This is a genomic window from Roseomonas sp. OT10, assembly GCF_020991085.1.
Taxonomy (GTDB): domain Bacteria; phylum Pseudomonadota; class Alphaproteobacteria; order Acetobacterales; family Acetobacteraceae; genus Roseomonas; species Roseomonas cutis.
This window is the reverse complement of the sequence record NZ_CP087719.1, coordinates 3,574,513-3,592,105: the sequence shown is the minus strand read 5'-3', so window position 1 is coordinate 3,592,105 and position 17,593 is coordinate 3,574,513. Positions and strand designations below refer to the sequence as shown.

The 17,593-nt window shown below is 72.1% G+C and carries 14 protein-coding genes; 12 read left to right on the top strand and 2 right to left on the bottom strand.

The genetic code is table 11. The annotated features are described in order from the left end of the window. Nucleotides 1-23: 23 nt before the first annotated feature. The 9 genes from LPC08_RS16385 to LPC08_RS16345 all read left to right on the top strand — a co-directional run bounded on the left by LPC08_RS16385 (nt 24) and on the right by LPC08_RS16345 (nt 10,547). Nucleotides 24-1,301 carry an ABC transporter substrate-binding protein gene (locus LPC08_RS16385; protein WP_230449305.1) on the top strand — a complete coding sequence of 426 codons (1,278 nt, stop codon included), beginning with the start codon at nt 24-26 and terminating at the stop codon, nt 1,299-1,301. A 5-nt stretch (nt 1,302-1,306) separates the two neighbouring features. Further along, entirely contained in the window at nt 1,307-2,266 is a 960-nt protein-coding gene (locus LPC08_RS16380) for a carbohydrate ABC transporter permease (protein WP_230449304.1), read from the top strand. Next, a complete protein-coding gene (locus LPC08_RS16375) occupies nt 2,263-3,144 on the top strand; it encodes a carbohydrate ABC transporter permease (RefSeq protein WP_230449303.1) in 882 nt (293 codons plus the stop codon). The genes LPC08_RS16380 and LPC08_RS16375 overlap by 4 nt, the downstream gene beginning before the upstream one ends. A gap of 24 nt (nt 3,145-3,168) precedes the next feature. Next, a complete protein-coding gene (locus LPC08_RS16370; protein WP_230449302.1) occupies nt 3,169-4,071 on the top strand; it encodes a nucleoside hydrolase in 903 nt (300 codons plus the stop codon). A gap of 13 nt (nt 4,072-4,084) precedes the next feature. Then, nucleotides 4,085-4,813: a transcriptional regulator NanR gene (gene nanR, locus LPC08_RS16365; protein WP_255702278.1), complete on the top strand. Its 729-nt coding sequence runs from the start codon at nt 4,085-4,087 to the stop codon at nt 4,811-4,813. After that, on the top strand, nt 4,810-6,648 hold the full coding sequence (locus tag LPC08_RS16360) for a D-apionate lactonase family protein (RefSeq protein ID WP_230449300.1): 1,839 nt from the start codon (nt 4,810-4,812) through the stop codon (nt 6,646-6,648). Before nanR ends, LPC08_RS16360 begins: the two co-directional genes overlap by 4 nt. After that, nucleotides 6,645-7,994: a ribulose-bisphosphate carboxylase large subunit family protein gene (locus tag LPC08_RS16355; RefSeq protein ID WP_230449299.1), complete on the top strand. Its 1,350-nt coding sequence runs from the start codon at nt 6,645-6,647 to the stop codon at nt 7,992-7,994. The genes LPC08_RS16360 and LPC08_RS16355 overlap by 4 nt, the downstream gene beginning before the upstream one ends. Further along, nucleotides 7,994-9,349, top strand: a complete 1,356-nt coding sequence (locus LPC08_RS16350; protein WP_230449298.1) for a four-carbon acid sugar kinase family protein — start codon at nt 7,994-7,996, stop codon at nt 9,347-9,349. Before LPC08_RS16355 ends, LPC08_RS16350 begins: the two co-directional genes overlap by 1 nt. 352 nt (nt 9,350-9,701) lie before the next feature. Next, entirely contained in the window at nt 9,702-10,547 is an 846-nt protein-coding gene (locus tag LPC08_RS16345) for a phosphogluconate dehydrogenase C-terminal domain-containing protein (RefSeq protein ID WP_230449297.1), read from the top strand. Nucleotides 10,548-10,631: 84 nt separating this feature from the next. Here the strand turns inward: LPC08_RS16345 and LPC08_RS16340 are convergent, their stop codons facing one another. Together LPC08_RS16340 and tssH are read right to left on the bottom strand one after the other, a co-directional pair. Continuing rightward, nucleotides 10,632-11,096 (bottom strand): Hcp family type VI secretion system effector, encoded by a 465-nt coding sequence (locus LPC08_RS16340; RefSeq protein WP_230449296.1) that lies wholly within the window; start codon nt 11,094-11,096, stop codon nt 10,632-10,634. A gap of 64 nt (nt 11,097-11,160) precedes the next feature. Continuing rightward, on the bottom strand, nt 11,161-13,869 hold the full coding sequence (tssH, locus tag LPC08_RS16335) for a type VI secretion system ATPase TssH (RefSeq protein WP_230449295.1): 2,709 nt from the start codon (nt 13,867-13,869) through the stop codon (nt 11,161-11,163). Nucleotides 13,870-14,105: 236 nt separating this feature from the next. Here tssH and tssA point away from each other — a divergent pair, with 236 nt between their 5' ends. From tssA to tssC, 3 genes are all read left to right on the top strand, one after another. Continuing rightward, nucleotides 14,106-15,407 carry a type VI secretion system protein TssA gene (gene tssA / locus LPC08_RS16330; protein ID WP_230449294.1) on the top strand — a complete coding sequence of 434 codons (1,302 nt, stop codon included), beginning with the start codon at nt 14,106-14,108 and terminating at the stop codon, nt 15,405-15,407. A gap of 173 nt (nt 15,408-15,580) precedes the next feature. Further along, complete coding sequence (tssB, locus tag LPC08_RS16325) at nt 15,581-16,090, top strand: type VI secretion system contractile sheath small subunit (protein ID WP_230449293.1); 510 nt, start codon at nt 15,581-15,583, stop codon at nt 16,088-16,090. 4 nt (nt 16,091-16,094) lie between these two features. After that, nucleotides 16,095-17,591: a type VI secretion system contractile sheath large subunit gene (tssC, locus tag LPC08_RS16320; protein ID WP_230449292.1), complete on the top strand. Its 1,497-nt coding sequence runs from the start codon at nt 16,095-16,097 to the stop codon at nt 17,589-17,591. Nucleotides 17,592-17,593: the final 2 nt, after the last annotated feature.

Below are 17,593 nucleotides of genomic sequence, written 5' to 3'. Positions count from 1 at the left end.
CAACCACCGAGGGAGGATTGCCGATGACCACGCTGCGCCGCCGGGACCTGTCGCTGGGGCTGCTCGGCCTCGCCGCCACCGGGGGGCTGGCCCGCCCCGCCCTGGCGCAGACCGCGCCATCCGGGCCGGTGACGGTGGAGCTGTTCGGCCTCGCCACCAATGGCTGGGACGGGGTGATCGAGGGCTTCCAGAAGGAATACCCCAACGTCACCATCCGCTGGACGCGCTTCGGCACGGACGAGATGAAGCAGGCGCTGCGCGTCGGCGCCGGATCGGGCAAGATGCCCGACCTGTGGTTCAACTGGGGCGGCAGCCTCGCCTCGCCCTACAACCGCGCCGGGCTGGCGATGGACCTGACGCCGCGGGTGAGCGAGCTGAAGCTCGACCAGACGCTGATCCCCAGCGCCATCGCCCTGGCGCAGGATCAGGGCAAGCTGTTCGGCGTGCCGAACCGGCTGGTGCCGATGAGCATCTTCTACCGCAAGGAGATGGTCGAGAAGGCGGGCATCAAGGAGGCGCCGGCCAGCTTCGCCGCGCTGGAGGAGGCCTGCGAGAAGCTGCGCGCGGCGCGCATCACGCCCTTCTCGCTGGGCGGCAAGTTCAGCTGGATGACGATGCGCTTCACCGACTTCTTCATGGAGCACTTCGCCGGGCCGGAGGAGCACGACCGCATCAAGGCCATGGAATCGTCGTGGGATTCCGAGCCGGTGATCAAGGCCTTCGCCAAGCTCAAGGAGTGGGTGGACAAGCGCAACTTCAACCTGGGCTTCCTGAACACCGACCCCGCGACGAACATGCAGCTGGTCTACCAGGGCCGCGCCGCCATGGTCTTCGAGGTGCCGACCATCGAGCTGACGCGCATCAGGCGCGAGGGACTCGACCCCTCCACCTACGGCACCTTCCCAGCACCCAGCGACCACGCGAGGAAGCGCGTCTCCGGCTTCCAGCAGCAGCTCCAGGTCTCCGCCAAGGCGCCGCGCGAGGTGCAGGAGGCGGCGCTGCTCTACGCCACCTACGTCGTGCGGCCGGATCTCGCGGCGAAGCACATGCAGTTCATCGGCGGGCCGAGCGCGGTGCGCGGCGTGATGCCGGGCGAGGAGTTCCCGCTGCAGCGGCAATGGGCGCAGTGGCTGCAAGGCGAGGTCAGCCTCTATTTGCCCGGCGACCAGGCGCTGCCGCAGGAGGTGGTGGCCGCCTATTTCGAGGCCCAGGATTCCGTCGTGCTCGGCTCGCTCTCCCCGCGCGAGGCGGCGCAGCGGGTGCAGCAGGCGATCGTGGCCTACAAGGCCCGCCGGAACTGATCCGCATGGCGGGGGAGGGGATGGGCGCGGCGACGGCCGGGTTGGGGATGCGGGCGGCGGCCCCTCGCCCCATCCTGGGGCTGCGCGCGCGGGACTGGCGGCGGACGGGGGCGGCGCTGCTCTTCCTGGCGCCGGCGCTGGCGGTCTATGCCACCGTCATCCTCTACCCCATGGTCTATTCCGCCTGGCTCAGCCTGCACGACTGGGACGGCGTCGGGCCGCAGAAGACCTTCGTCGGGCTGGACAACTACCGCATCCTGCTCACCGAGAACCGCGTCTTCTGGGTCGCGCTGAAGAACACCGCCGTCTGGACGGTGGTGGCGCTGACCGTGCCGACCTCGCTCGGTCTGCTGCTGGCCCTCGCCTTGAACCGAAGGCTGCGCGGCATGGCCTTCTACCGCAGCGTCTTCTACTTCCCCGCGCTGCTGTCGATGAGCATCACGGGGCTGATCTTTACCTGGATCTACCACCCCAGCCTGGGCTTCCTGAACCAGATGCTGGAGGTGCTGGGCATGCCGGACCTCCAGCGGGCCTGGCTGTCGGAGCCCTCCATCGCCCTCTACGCCGTGATGGTGGCCGCCGCCTGGCATAACACGGGCCTGCCCATGCTGCTCTACCTCGCGGGGCTCCAGACCATCCCGGGCGAGGTGCTGGAGGCGGCGGAGGTGGACGGCGCTCGCCCGATCCGCCGCTTCTGGAGCATCACCCTGCCGATGCTGCGCGAGACGACCTTCGTCGTGCTGGCCATCACCTTCATCAACGCGCTGAAGGTCTACGACATCGTCTATGTCATGACCTTCGGCGGGCCGGCCAACACCACCCAGGTGCTGGGCACCTGGATGTACTTCCTGACCTACAACTTCAACCGCGTCGGGCTGGGCACGGCCATCGCCGTCATCCTCTTCGCGCTGACCATGATCTTCGCCATCCCCTACCTCCGCCGCGTCGGGAAGGACGCGCCGTGAGCGCCGCGCTGGACAGCTTCCCCGGCGCGGTGCCGCTGCGCCGGCGGCGCCGGACCCTGCGGCGGGACGGCGGCAACCTCGCCTTCTACCTGGCGCTGACCATGGGCGCGCTGGTCTGGATCGCGCCCATCGCCCTGCTGCTGATGACGGCGATGAAGTCGGCGGCCGAATTCGCCCATGGCGACACCTTCGCCTTCCCCGAGACGATCGAATGGGCGAACTTCGCCCGCGCCTGGGCGGCGGGGGTGCGGACCTACTTCCTCAACTCCCTGCTGATGACGGCGGTCAAGGTGCCGGTGGGCGTGGTGATCGCCGCCATGGCCGCCTTCGCCCTGACCTGCATGCCGATGCGCGGGGCGCGGCCGGTCTTCTTCCTGTTCCTGATCGGGCTGGTGGTGCCGATCCAGATGGCGCTGGTGCCGCTGACCATCCTGCTGCGCAACCTGGGCCTGCTGGACAGCCTGGTGGGGCTGTTCTGGCTCTATCTGGGCTTCGGCCTGCCCTTCGGCATCCTCGTGCTGCGCGGCTACATGCGCACCCTGCCGAAGGCGCTGATCGAGGCGGCGGTGATCGACGGCTGCTCCTGGTTCGGCGTGTTCTGGCGCATCGTCCTGCCGCTCAGCAAGCCAGCCGTGGTGGCACTGCTGATCTTCGACGGCATCTCCACCTGGAACGAGTTCATCCTGGCGCAGATCTTCCTGCGCACCGATTCCATGCGCACCCTGCCGCTCGGGCTGGTGAACTTCCAGACGGAGTTCTCCACCGCCTACGAGCTGCTGGCCGCGGCGCAATGCATCACCATCGCCCCGCTGGTCGTCGTCTACCTGATCTTCCAGCGGCATTTCGTCAGCGGCCTGGCCGGTTCGGTCAAGGGCTGAGAACGAGCAAGGGAGAAACGTCCGATGAGCCTGCCGCCCAGCAAGAGGGTCCGCGTCATCCTCAACACCGACGCGAAGAACGAGGCGGACGACCAGTACGCCATCGTCCATGCCCTTCTGACGCCGCTCTTCGACCTGCACTGCGTCATGCCGGCGCATTTCGGGACGCGGAAGTCGCAGACCAGCCTGAAGGACAGCCATGACGAGGTGATCAAGCTCCTCGACCTGATGGAGCTGAACGGCCGCGTGCGGGTGGTGGACGGCGCGACCGGCGCCATGCCGGACGAGCGCACGGCGGCGGAATCGGAGGGCGCGCGCTTCATCGTCGACCAGGCGATGAAGGACGATCCGCGCCCGCTGCACGTCGCCTTCCTCGGCCCGCTCACCGACATGGCGGCGGCGATCCTGATGGAGCCGCGGATCGCGAAGCGCAACGTCCGGGTGGTCTGGATCGGCGGCGGCGTCTGGCCGGTCGGCGGCAACGAGTACAACCTGTCCAACGACATCGCCTCGGCCAATGTCGTCTTTCGCTCCGGCATCGAGATCTGGCAGATCCCCAAGCCGCTCTACCGCGTCATGGCCGTCAGCCACACGGAGTTGCGCGAGCGGGTGGAGCCGCAGGGGGCCATCGGCAAGTACCTGGTGGACCAGCTGATCGAGTTCAACGCGAGGCGCCCCGAGCCCTTCGAGCACCGCTCCCTGGGGGATTCCCCCGCCATCGGCGTGATGATGTACCCCGAATGCGGCACCTCCGACTTCCGCGCCGCGCCGGAGTTCAACGCGCTGATGAACTACGAGCACACCGGCCGCAACGGCAGCGTGAAGGTCTACACGGACATCGACCAGCGCTACATCCACGAGGACTTCTTCGCCAAGCTCGCGCGGTTCCACCGGGGCCTGGGGGAGTTCGCGCGGTTCGACGGCTGAACGGGGGCATGGGGTGGCGGGCGAGGGGCAGATCCAGAGGCGGAAGCTCTCCCAGGCGGTGCTCGACCGCCTGCAGGCGCGGATCGACGCCGGCGAGTGGCAGCCGGGCGACCATCTCCCCTCGGAGCGCGAGCTGATGGAGAGCCTCGGCGTCGGCCGCCCTGCGGTGCGGGAGGCGCTCCAGTCCCTGGAGCGCTCCGGCATCATCGCCATCACCCATGGCGAGCGAGCGCGCCTCGCCGTGCCCTCGGCGCAGTCGCTGGTGGCACAGATCGCCGACGGGGCCGCCCATCTGCTGCGCGCCCAGCCCGGCTCGCTGGAGCACCTGAAGGAGGCGCGGGTCTTCATGGAGGCCGGCTTCGCCCGCCTCGCCGCGGAGCGCGCCACCGCGGCCGGGCTGGAGGCGCTGCGCGACCGGCTGGAGGCGCAACGGCGGGTCCGGCCGCAGGCGGTGCGGTTCCTGGAGGCGGACATGGCCTTCCACCGCCAGATCGCGGAGATGACGGGCAACCCGATCTTCCCCGCGGTGATCGAGGCGATGTTCGGCTGGCTGTCCTCCTCCTACTACCGCTCCCTCATCCGGGCCCCGGGGGCGGAGAGCCTGACCCTGGCGGAGCACGAGCGCATCCTGGCCGCCATCGCCGCGCGCGATCCCCCCCAGGCCGAGACGGCGATGCGCGAGCACCTGACCCGTGCCAACACCCTGTACGGCAGCCTGCTGCGCCCGGAGGAGGAGGCGTGACCGGACGCCGCCGCCTCGCCGCCGGGCCCTTCGAGGCGTGGCTGGAGGAGGGCGCGCTGCGCCACCTGCGCTGGCGCGGCGCGGAGGTGCTGCGCGGCGCCGCCTACCTGTTCCGCGACCGCGACTGGGGCACGGCCACGCCGGAGATCACGGACCTGTCGGTCGAGACGGCGGCCGATGCCGTCGCCGTCCGCTACCGCGCCCGGGTGGCGCTGCCGGAGGGGGCCTTCGCCTGGGAAGCGCGGATCGTGCTCCAGGCCGGCGGTCTCTGCACCTTTGTCGTGGAGGGCGAGGCGGAGGCGCCGGTGGAGACCAACCGCTGCGGCCTCGTGCTGCTGCACCCCGCCGCCTGTGCCGGGCTGCCGCTGCGGGTGACGCACACGGACGGGCGGGAGGAGGAGACCGCCTTCCCGGAGCGGATCAGCCCCGGCCAGCCGGTGCTCGACATCCGCGCCCTGCGCTACGCCCCCGTGGATGGGCTGGAGGTCGCCTGCCGGCTGGAGGCGGAGCTGCCGCACGACCCGCGCGGCCGCTTCGAGATGGAGGACCAGCGCAACTGGTCCGACGCCTCCTTCAAAACCTATGTCGGCTCGCTGCTCGATCCCTGGCCCTATCGGCTGCAACCCGGGCGCCGCACCCGGCAGAGCCTGGAGCTGCGCGTGTCGGACCGCCGCGCCGCCCGGCCCGCCAAACCGGGATCAGGGCCGGTGCCGGCACCGCGCGCGCTGCGGGCCGTGGGACCCACGGGGGAGCGGCTGCCTGCCATCGGCCTCGGTCTGCCGCCCGGCGCCGCGTCGCTGGCCCCGCCCGCCCGCGCCGCCCTGGCCGTGCTGCAGCCGGCCTGGCTGGTGGGCCGCTGTGAGCCGGGAGCGGAGGGACAGGAGGCGGAGCTGGCCGCCGTCGCCGCGCTGGCGCGACAGCTCGGATCGGCGGTGCAGCTGGAGATCGTGCCGCCGCAGGGGATGGCGCCGGAGGACGCGCTCTCCCGCGCCGCCAGGCTCTGCGCCGCCGCGGGGCTCGCCCCCGCCGCCGTGCTGCCCTGCCCGGCGCCGCTGCTGCTCAGCCACCAGCCCGGCGGCCCCTGGCCGGAGCTGCCGCCGCTGGAGGCCTACTACGCCGCCGCCCGCGCCGCCTTTCCCGGGGCGCGGAGCGGCGGCGGCATGCTCACCTACTTCACCGAGCTGAACCGCTGCCGCCCGACCGGCGAGGGCATCGACTTCGTCAGCCACGCCACCGCCCCCATCGTGCACGCGGCGGACGACCTCTCGGTGATGGAGACGCTGGAGGCGCTGCCCCACATCGCCCGCAGCGTCCGCGCGCTCTGGCCGGGGCTGGGCTACCGGATCGGGCCGTCCTCCCTGGCCATGCGCAGCAACCCCTATGGCAGCGCCACCGTCCCGAACGAGGCGGGCCGCCGCGTGCCGCTCGCCGCGCGCGACCCGCGCCAGGCGACCTTCTTCGCCGCCGCCTGGACGGTGGGCTATGCCGCCGCCCTGGCCGGGGCGGGGCTGGAGGTGCTGTCGCTGCACGCGACCCACGGGCCGTCCGGCGTGCTGGACGCGGCGGCCAAGCCGCTGCCGGTCTTCCGCGCGCTGCGAATCCTCGCCATGGCGGGCGGGGCGGAGCGGGTGGCGCTGGACCCCCTGCCCGACGGCATCGCCGCCCTGGCCTGGGCCTTCCAGGGCGGCACCATGGCGTTGCTGGCCAACCTCACCGGCGAGACCCGCACCCTGCCGCTGGCGGGACGCTGGTGCCAGGACGGCGGCCAGGCGCTGGGCGATTCCCTGGAACTCGGCCCCCATGCCCTGAACCTCATCCGCGAGGCGTCCCCATGACCGGCGATTCCGTGACGGGCGATTCCATGATGGGCGAACTCGCGGCGCGGGCCCTGGCGGATGGCCGCATCTGGGCGCGCTACTGGATCGAGACGCCCTGGCCGCTGGCGAAGGCGGCCGAGGTCCTGGCCGGGGAGCAGTCCGCCGGCACCTTCGTCCCCGTCCCCGGCCACACGCCGGAGCTCCAGGCCGCGGCCGGCGCCCGGGTGGAGGCGATCGCGGAGCAGCCGGACGCCCCCGGCCCCTCGCTGCCCGGCTGCCGCCCTCCGTCCATGGCCCCGGGGGGCGGCGCCCCGCGCTGGCGGCGGGCGGAGATCCTGGTCTCCTGGCCGTTGGCCAACCTGGGCGCCTCCCTGCCCAACCTCCAGGCGACGGTGGCGGGGAACCTGTTCGAGCTGTCGCAGTTTTCCGGGCTGCGCCTGCTCGACCTCGGCCTGCCGCCTGCCTTCCTGGACGGCTGCCCCGGCCCGGGCTTCGGCATCCCCGGCACGCGGCGCCTCGCCGGCGTGCCGCGCTTGCCGCTGATCGGCACGATCATCAAGCCCTCGATCGGCCTCTCGCCCGCGGCGACGGCGGCGCTGGTGGACCGGCTCTGCGAGGGCGGCATCGACTTCATCAAGGACGACGAATTGCAGGCCGACGGCCCACACTGCCCCTTCGACGCGCGCGTCGCGGCGGTGATGGGCGTGGTGGAGCGTCATGCCGACCGGCTGGGCCGCAAGCCCATGGTCGCCTTCAACCTGACCGGCGAACCGGACGAGATGCGCCGCCGCCACGACACGGTGCTGGCGGCGGGCGGCACCTGCGTGATGGCCAGCATGCATTCGGTCGGGCTGGCGGGGATGCTGGCGCTGCGCCGCCACGCGCAGTTGCCCATCCACGCGCACCGCAACGGCTGGGGCCTGTTCGGCCGCAGCCCGGCGGTGGGCGTGTCCTACGTGGCGTGGCAGCAGCTCTTCCGCGCGGCCGGGGCGGACCACCTGCACGTCAACGGGCTGCGCAACAAGTTCGCCGAGGACGACGCCTCCGTCCTCGCCTCCGCCCGCGCCTGCCTGACGCCGCTCTCGGCCGGGCGCGACGACGCGGCCCAGGACGATCGGGCGATGCCCGTCTTCTCCTCCGGGCAATGGGCGGGGATGGCGGCGGACACCTTCGCCGGGCTGGGCTCGGCCGACCTGATCCACGCGGCGGGCGGCGGCATCGTCGCGCATCCGGACGGGGTGGCGGCCGGCGTGCGGTCGCTGCGCCTGGCCTGGGAGGCGGCGCTGGCGGGCGAGGCCTGGGATGATGCGGCGCGCCGCCACCCGGAACTGGCCCGCGCGGCCGAAGCCTTCGGACGCGGCTGATGGCGCCGCGCCCCCCTTTGCTCGGCTGGTACGGCGACGACTTCACCGGCAGCACGGACGTGCTGGAGGCGCTGGGCCTCGGGGGCCTGCGCGCGCGCCTCTTCGCCGCCCCGCCCACGCCCGAGGCGCTGGCGGAAGCCGGCGAGCTGGACGCGGTCGGCATCGCCGGCGAAGCGCGTAGCCGTTCGCCGGAGTGGATGCGGGAGCACCTGCCAGAAGCCTTCGCCGCGCTGCGCGATTCCGGCGCGCGGCTGATCCACTACAAGGTCTGCTCCACCTTCGATTCCTCGCCGACGCTCGGCTCCATCGGCTGCGCCCTGGAGATCGGGCAGGACCTGCTCGACACCCCCTGCGTGCCCATCCTGGTCGGCGCGCCCAGCCTGGGGCGCTGGGTGATGTTCGGCACCCTCTTCGCCCGCGCCGGGGACGGCGCCGTGTACCGGCTCGACCGCCACCCCACCATGTCCCGCCACCCCGCGACGCCGATGGACGAGGCGGACCTCGCCCGCCACCTGGCACGGCAGACGGCGCGGCCCATCCACGGCCTCGACCTGCGCGGGCTGGAGGCGGCGGCGCAGGACGGTGCCGCCGCGCTGCGTCGCGCCGCGGTCGCCGGCGCGCGGGCGCTGGTGCTGGACGGGCACGACGCCGCCACCCTGGCGGCCGGCGGGCGGCTGCTGCTCGGCGCCGTGCGCGGGCAGGGGCGGGACGGGGGGCCGGTCTTCGTCATCGGCTCCTCCGGCGTCGAGCACGCCCTGGCCGCGGCGCGCAACGCCCCCGTGCCGGAGCGGCCCGCCCCCGGCGCGGCGGGCCCGGTGCTGGTGCTCTCCGGCAGCGCCTCGCCGCAGACGGCGGCGCAGATCGCGCAGGGCGAGCGCGCGGGCTTCGCCGCCTTCCGCCTGGACCCGCTGGACCCCCGCGCGGCCGAGGCGCTGCACGCCCCCGTCCTGGCGGCCCTGGAGCGCGGGCCGGGCGCCATCCTCTACACCGCGCGCGGGCCGGGGGATGACAGCCTCGGCGCCATCCGCGCTGCGCTGGGCGGGCCGGAGGCCACGGGGCCGGCGATCGGCGGGCTGCTCGGGCGCCTCTGGTCCCGCCTGGGCGCCGCCCGCCGCATCCCGCGCGTCGTTGTCTGCGGCGGCGACACCGCCAGCCATGCCTGCCAGGAAGTGGGCGCGCGCTGGTTCGACCTCGTGGCGCCCCTGGCCCCGGGCTCGCCGCTGATCCGCCTCGCCGCGCACGATCCGGGGGCCGATGGGGCGGAGGTGGTGCTGAAGGGCGGGCAGGTCGGCGGGCCGCGCCTGTTCGAGGCGGTGGCGGCGGGGTCGGCCGCGCTCGCCGTGGCGGGGGTGTGATGGCGTCGTGCCGGGCCCCCGGGGGAAAGACGCCGTCTTTCCCCCGATGCCCCCTATCTGCCAGGGGCAGAGCCCCTGGACCCCCTTTCACGCGCGCCTGTCGCCGGGGTCGCGCCGGAGGCCGCCGGCCTCCGGAGGCTGCGGCCGCCGCTTGCGCGGTCATGGGGATGCTTTTCGTGCCCCGCCTGTCCGCGTGCCGCTCCGGTTCCGCCCGCGGGCGGACCGATGCCACGGGAAACAGCGGCCGGCGGGGTCCGGGGGCAGCCTGTGCCCCCAGCCGAGGGGGTAGCGGGGGAGGCGGCGCCTCCACCGGGGAACGCGGGCGAGGCAGCCCGACAAAGGAGAACGCAGCATGAGGAACGTCGCGTTGCTGGGCGCTGGCGGGAAGATCGGCGGCCGGGTGATCGGCAAGCTGGCGGGGGCGGGCTTCGCGCTGCGGCCGGTGGAGCCCTCGCCCGAGGGCCGCGCCCGGCTGGCGGACCAGGGCTTCCAGGCCATGGAGCTGCCGCAGGCGCTGGAGGGCGCGGAGGCGGTGGTGCTCGCCCTGCCGGACCGGCTGATCGGCACGGTCGTGGAGCAGATGAAGCCGATGCTGCGGCCGGGGACGATGCTGGTGATCCTGGACGCGGCGGCGCCGTACTCGGACCACCTGCCGAAGGACCGGCCGGACCTGACCTACTTCATCACCCATCCCTGCCACCCGCCGCTGTGGAGCGACAGCGACGACCCGGCGGAGCGGGCGGACAGCTTCGGGCTGGTGGCGCCGCAATCCATCGTCTGCGCGCTGATGCAGGGGCCGGAGGAGCACTACGCCGCCGGCGAGGCGATCGCGAAGGCGATGTGGGGGCCGATCCTGCGCTGCCACCGCGTCGAGGCGGAGCACATCGCCATTCTGGAGCCCGGGCTGTCGGAGATGGTGGCGCTGCCGCTCTGCGTCGCCATGGGCCAGGCGATCGACCGCTGCGTCGAGATGGGCGTGCCGCGCGAGGCCGCCTACGACTTCATGGTGGGGCATCTGAACGTGATGCTGGCGGTGGTGCTGGGGCGGCTGCCCAACATCTTCTCGGACGGGGCGAAGATGATGATCGACTTCGCGACGCCGATGATGCTGCAGCCCGACTGGCGGGAGACGCTGGAGCCGCACCGGCTGAAGCAGGCGGTGGAGCTGATCACGGAGGGGAAGGCGCGGGCGGCCTGAACGCCGCGCCCGCGGCGGCCGCCAAACGAAACGGCCCTGGCCTTGCGGGCCAGGGCCGTCGGACCTCCGCCCGGTGGCGGGCGATCAGACCTTCTTGGCGGTCGAGAGGTCGTAGCCGGACTTGGCGGTGCCGCCCGACTGGTCGTCGCCGATGGTGCCGTACTCCATCTGGAACTTGTCGAAGTTCAGGCTCAGGCTCTCGCTGGGGCGGTCGCCGCCGGAGCTGAGCGAGTAGCCGCTGATGCCGCAGCCCGTCAGCGTGTACTTCAGGTAGGCCTGCACGCCGCCACCGGTCTGGGTGCGGGTGAAGGTGATCTCCACCTCGTTGTCCAGCTCGCCGTAGAGGGACTCTTCCATCAGCTTCAGCGAGGCGCCGTCGCTCAGCTTGGTCACGGTGATCTCGGAGACGCTGGCCTCCGACGACTCACGGGTGGAGGTGCCGCGGGCGCTGGCGATGCCGCGGCCGATGCCGAACTGGAAGGACTGCAGCTCGATCTGCTTCTCGAAGCCCGCCGTCGTGCTCTCGCCGTCGACGTCAGGGTACTTCATGTAAATCGCCATTGCCTTGGCTCTCCTCTGGGCCAGTGTCGGGCGTCGGGCGCCTTGCCTGACGTCAGCCGATCTCGTAGCTGAACTCGCCGTCCTTCATCTCCACCCGAACGGAGGTAATCTCTCCACCTTCGGCGAGCCGGGCGAGGATGCGCGACGACAGTTCGGGCAGCAACGTGCGGGTAAGGATCGTCTCGATGTTGCGCGCGCCGCTGTCCACGTCGCGGCAGCGGGCGGCGATCGCCTCCGGCACGCTGTCGTCCACCTCCATCGTCACGCCGTAGGATTCCTTCACGCGACGCGCGATCCGCTTCAGGTTCAGTCCGACGATCATCTTCAGGATGGGATCGGGCAGCGGATAATATGTTACGACATTGCATCGACCAAGGAAAGCCGGCTTGAACGACTTCAGCAGGTCGGGCTTCAGCGCCTCGGTCAGCTGCTCCGGCTCCGGCGCCATGTCCGGATCGGCGCAGAGCTTGGCGATGGTGTCCGTGCCGGCGTTGGAGGTCATGATGATGACGGTGTTGCGGAAGTCGATGTCGCGACCCTCGCCGTCCTTCATCTGCCCCTTGTCGAAGACCTGGTAGAAGACGTCCTGCACGCCGGGATGCGCCTTCTCCATCTCGTCGAGCAACACGACGGAATAGGGGCGGCGCCGCACGGCCTCCGTCAGCACGCCGCCCTCGCCATAGCCGACATAGCCGGGCGGCGAACCCATCAGGAGGGAGACCTTATGCTCCTCCTTGAACTCGCTCATGTTGATGACGGTCAGGTTCTGCTCGCCGCCGTAGAGCAGGTCGGCGACGGCCAGCGCCGTCTCCGTCTTGCCGACGCCCGAGGTGCCGACCATCAGGAACACGCCCACGGGCTTGCGCGGGTCGGTGAGGCCGGCGCGGTTGGTGCGGATCGCCTGGGCGATCGCCTCCAGCGCATGCGGCTGGCCGACGACCCGCTCCTCCAGCTTGTCCTTCAGCTTCAGGATGGTCTGGATCTCGTCGCCCAGCATCCGGCCGACGGGGATGCCCGTCCAGGTCTCCACCACCTCCGCCACCGCGGCGCCGTCCACCACCGGATGCACCAGCGGCTGCTCGCCCTGCAGCGCGCGCAGCGCCCTGACGGCCTCGGCGAGTTCGGCCTTCAGCGTCGCGACATCCGGCGTCGCGGCGGGCGTCGTGGCCGTGGCCTCGGCCACGGCGGCGGCCCCGGCCGAGGCGGGGGAGGGGTGCGTCGCCGCCTCGACCTGGGCCCGCAGGTCGCGGATGCGGCCGACGAGGTCGATCTCCTCCTTCCAGCGGACATCCAGCGCGGCCAGCTCGCCCTCGACCCTGGCGCGCTCCTCCTCCAGCGCGGCGGCGCGCGAGGCATGGTCGGCACCCGAGGCGCTCTCGCGCCGCAGCACGCCCATCTCCGTCTCGATCAGGTCGAGCCGGCGGCGGCGATCCTCGATCGGGGCGGGGATGGCGGCCTGGGACATGGCGACGCGGGCGCAGGCGGTGTCGAGCAGCGACACGGCCTTGTCCGGCAACTGCCGCGCGGGGATGTAGCGCGCGGAAAGGCGCACCGCCTCCTCCACCGCCTCGTCCAGGATGCGCACGCCGTGGTGCTTCTCCAGCGTCGCGACCAGGCCGCGCAGCATGGCGGCGGCGAGCGGGTTGGAGGGCTCGCCCACCTGCACCACCTGGAAGCGGCGGGTCAGCGCCGCGTCCTTCTCGAAGTACTTCTTGTACTCCGCCCAGGTGGTGGCGGCGAGGCAGCGCAGCTCGCCGCGCGCCAGCGCAGGCTTGAGCAGGTTGGCGGCGTCGTTCTGCCCCTGCTGCCCGCCCGCGCCGATCAGCGTGTGCGCCTCGTCGATGAAGAGGATGATCGGCTTGGGCGAGGACTTCACCGCGTCGATCACGCCCTTCAGGCGGTTCTCGAACTCGCCCTTCACCCCGGCGCCCGCCTGGAGCAGTCCGAGGTCGAGCGACATCAGCCGCACGTCCTTCAGCGCCTCCGGCACGTCGCCGGTGGCGATGCGCAGCGCGAGCCCCTCGGCCACCGCCGTCTTGCCCACGCCCGGCTCGCCGGTGAGGATCGGGTTGTTCTGGCGGCGGCGGGTCAGGATGTCGACCGCCTGCCGGATCTCCGAATCGCGGCCCAGGATCGGGTCGATCTTGCCCGCCTTTGCCTGGGCGGTGAGGTCGGTGCAGAACTGGTCGAGCGGCCCGCCGGAGCGCGGCGCCTCGCCGCCGCCCGCCGCGCCCGTGGCGGCGCCGCCGGCGGGCGAGGATGCCAGCGCCTCGGCCGCCTTCGCCTCCTCGCTGCCGGCCGCCATGTCGCGCATGCCGCGGCGGATCGCCTCGGGCGAGAGTTCCGCCAGGCTCGGCGCGCTGTCGCGCACCGCGCGGCGCAGCGCCTCGTCGGACAGCAGCGCGCCGAGCATGTGGCCGGAGCGGATCTTCGCCGACTGGTCCTCCAGCGAGGCGATCAGCCACGCTTCGCGCAGCCAGGTGACGATGTCGGGCGAGAGCGAGGGCGCGCGGGCATTGCCGGTGCGCAGCTTGTCCAGGCCGCGGTTGATCTCCGTCGCCACCCGCCCGGCATCCAGCCCCTGCGCGCGCAGGATGGCGGCGATGTCGGAGCCGGGCGCCTCGACCAGCTTCAGCAGCAGGTGCTCGATCTCGACGTTGTAGTGGCTGCGGGACAGGGTCAGGCCCGCGGCCGCCTCAAGCTGGCGGCGGCAGAGCTCATCAAGCCGCCCGACGAGCGACTTCAGGTCCAGTGCGACCATGCTTCAACCCTGCTCCCTATCGCGCCTTTGGGCCTGCCGCGTCAGCTTTTCCTTGACCGGCCTGCCACGTCACCATTCGTTTGAAGGGTGCCCCGCTGGCGCGCATCGGTCAGAAAATATGACAGCGGGCCTCACGGCTGACCGTTCCGTGAGGCTAACTTGATGTGTGTCGGCCTGTCCAGCACACTCCATGCGCGTAATCCTGTGCGAAACCCCTTGGCGGAGCCTCCTGGCGTATGGATGGTGACGGCGTTCTGGACCTCGGGCGTCTCCTGGCCCCGTTGCCGACCGGGGAGGGCGGGGTCGGCGAGGATCTGCGGGAGGATTACTCCCCCAGCTCGTCCTATCAGAAGCTGCGGGATGCACGGGCGGAGGCGCGGGCCGAGGAGCGGGCGCAGGACGCCGCCGGCGGCGAGGCGGTGGTGCCGATGCCCTGGCGGGAGGTGAAGCGCCTCGGCGTGCTCTGCCTGTCGGAGAAGACCAAGGATTTCGAGATCGCGGCCTGGCTCACCGAAGCCCTGGTGCGGCTGGACGGGCTGGCGGGGCTGCGCGAGGGAGCGCTGCTGCTGCAGGGGCTGCTGGACCAGTACTGGGACGGCGGCTTCCCCCTGCCCGACGAGGAGGGGATGGAGGTCCGCACCGCGCCGCTGGGCGGGCTGGCCGGCGATGCCGCCGACGGCATGCTGCCGCAGCCGCTTCGCCGCATCACCCTCTTCCCCCGCGTCGACGGCACGCCGGTCTCCCTCTACCTGTGGGCACAGGCGCTCGATACCGCCGGCATCACGGACCAGAAGCGGCGCGCGGCGCGGCTCGCTGCCGGCATCCCGGATCTCGAGGCGCTGGAGGCCGAGGCGCTCGTCGCCGGCCCGTTCCTCCGCGGCGTGGCGGCGGAGGCGAAGCGGACGGAGAAGATCTGGGCCGGCTTCGACGCCAAGCTGACGGAGCGGCTCGGCGCGGAGGCGCCCCCCACCCGCCGGGTGCGCGACGTGCTGCTGCAGATGGTGGAGTTCGCGGAGCGGGTGCTGGGCCCGATCGCCGACGACGCGCCGCCCCCCTCGGCGGAGGAGGTGGCGGCCGTCGCGGCGGCCGGCCATGCCGCCGCGACGGCCGGCGGGCCGGTCGGAGGGATGGCCATGCCGGGCCTGGCGGCGGCGCCGCTGCACAGCCGCGAGGATGCGATCCGCCGCCTGGAGGAGTTGGCCGGCTTCTTCCGCGACACGGAGCCGCACTCCCCCCTGGCCTATACCCTGACCGATGCGGTGCGCCGAGCCCGCCTGCCGCTGCCTGAGCTGCTGGCCGAGGTGCTGCCGGACGAGGGCGCGCGCAACGCGATGCTGACGATGCTGGGTATTCGCACCGCCGTGCCGGTGATCCTGCCCGCCTCCGCCCTTCCCCCCGTGGCCGCCGCCGCGCCCGCCCCCGCCGCGAGGCCGGCCGCCGCGCCGACGGCCGCCCCGGCCGAGCCGGCCGCGGCTCCGGCGGCCGCCCCGGCTCCCGCCGCCGCCCCGGCCGAGAAGCCGAAGGGAATTGTGTGGTGAGGGCCGGCCGGACGGCACCGCCGGAAGCTCTTTTCGTCAGCCGCGCGGAGGCGGCTGGAACCGGCTGCGGGGGCGGGCTATCGTTTGACCCGTTCCTGCTCCGAACCTATTCTCCGCAACCGGGGATGATCGAGAGCACGTCCGTGCTCGCCACCGTCTAAGGAAAAGCTGCCATGAGCGGAAGCGTTCACGACAAGCTTGCGCGCGTGCGCAAGCCACGCGTGCACATCACCTACCAGGTCGAGACCGAGGGCGCCGAGATCCAGCGGGAGCTGCCCTTCGTCGTCGGCATCATGGGCGACTTCGCGGGCGATCCCGGCGAGCCGCTGAAGCCGCTGGCCGAGCGCAAGTTCGTCCAGATCGACCGGGACAACTTCGACGACGTGATGGCGCGCATCCAGCCCGGCTTGAACCTGAAGGTGGACAACACCCTGGCGGGCGACGGCAGCCAGATGGCCGTCAGCCTGAAGTTCCGCTCGATGGAGGATTTCGAGCCGGCGAAGGTGGCCGACCAGGTGCCGGCGCTGAAGGCGATGCTGGAGACCCGCGCCAAGCTGCGCGACCTGATGAGCAAGGTGGACCGCTCCGAGGAGCTGGAGGGGCTGCTCGAGGGGGTCCTGCAGGACAAGGACAAGCTCGCCAAGCTGTCGGGCGAGCTCGGCCTCGACAAGAAGGAGGGCTGAGCCCGTGAGCGAGACCCAGACCTCCGCTGCCGGCGCCACGACGACCACCGAGGCCGAGGGCGGCCTCGGCCTGCTCGACCAGGTGATCGGCGCGACGCGGCAGACCGAGCGCGACCGCGCCCAGGACCTGATCAAGGCCCTGACCGAGGAGGCGCTGAAGGGCACCGTCACCTTCAGCCGCAACCTGCAGGTCACCTTCGACCGCGCCATCGCCGAGATCGACCGCAAGGTCAGCGAGCAGCTGAACGCGGTGATGCACAACGAGCGCTTCCGCAAGCTGGAAGGCTCCTGGCGCGGCCTGAAGTACCTCGTCCAGAACAGCGAGACCGGCACGGGCATGAAGCTGCGCCTGCTCCAGGCCAGCAAGAAGGAGCTGTCGCGCGACCTGCAGCGCGCGACCGAGTTCGACCAGTCGCAGCTGTTCAAGAAGATCTACGAGAACGAGTTCGGCACCCCGGGCGGCGAGCCCTACGGCGCGCTGATCGGCGACTACGAGTGGACCAGCCACCCCGACGACGTGGAGACGCTGCGCCTCGTCTCCAACGTCGCCGCCGCCTCCTTCGCGCCCTTCATCTCCGGCGTCGGCGCCGGCATGTTCGGCTTCGACGACTGGCGCGAGCTGTCCAAGCCCCGCGACCTGGCCAAGATCTTCGAGACGGCGGAATACGCCAAGTGGCGTTCGTTCCGCGACACGGAGGACAGCCGCTTCGTCAGCCTCGTCATGCCGCGCGTCATCGCCCGCCTGCCCTACGGCGAGGCGACGGTGCCGGTGGAGGAGTTCAACTACGAGGAGGCGCCGAAGGACGCCGCCGGCCGCGCCCAGCAGATGGGCCACCACGACTACTGCTGGATGAACGCCGCCTATGTCATGGGCGCGCGGCTGACCGACGCCTTCGCCCAGCACAGCTTCTGCGTCGCCATCCGCGGCGCCGAGGGCGGCGGCAAGGTGTCGAACCTGCCGACCCACACCTTCACCTCCGACGACGGCGACAGCGACGCCAAGTGCCCGACGGAGATCGGCATCACCGACCGGCGCGAGGCGGAGCTGTCGGGCCTCGGCTTCCTGCCGCTCTGCCACTACAAGAACACCGACTACGCCGTGTTCTTCGGCGCGCAGAGCACGCAGAAGCCGAAGAAGTACGACAAGCCCGAGGCGACGGCCAACGCCGCCATCTCCGCGCGCCTGCCCTACCTCATGGCCACCAGCCGCTTCGCCCACTTCCTGAAGGTGATGGCGCGCGACAAGATCGGCTCCTTCATGGAGGCGAGCGACTGCCAGACCTGGCTGAACCGCTGGATCAGCAACTACGTCAACTCCAACGAGAATGCCGGCCAGGAGAGCAAGGCCAAGTATCCGCTGCGCGAGGCGCGGGTGGAGGTGAAGGAGGTGCCGGGCAAGCCCGGCGTCTACAACGCCGTCGCCTACATGCGGCCGTGGCTGCAGATGGAGGAGCTCAGCACCTCCATGCGCATGGTCGCGCGCATCCCGCAGAAGGCCTGATC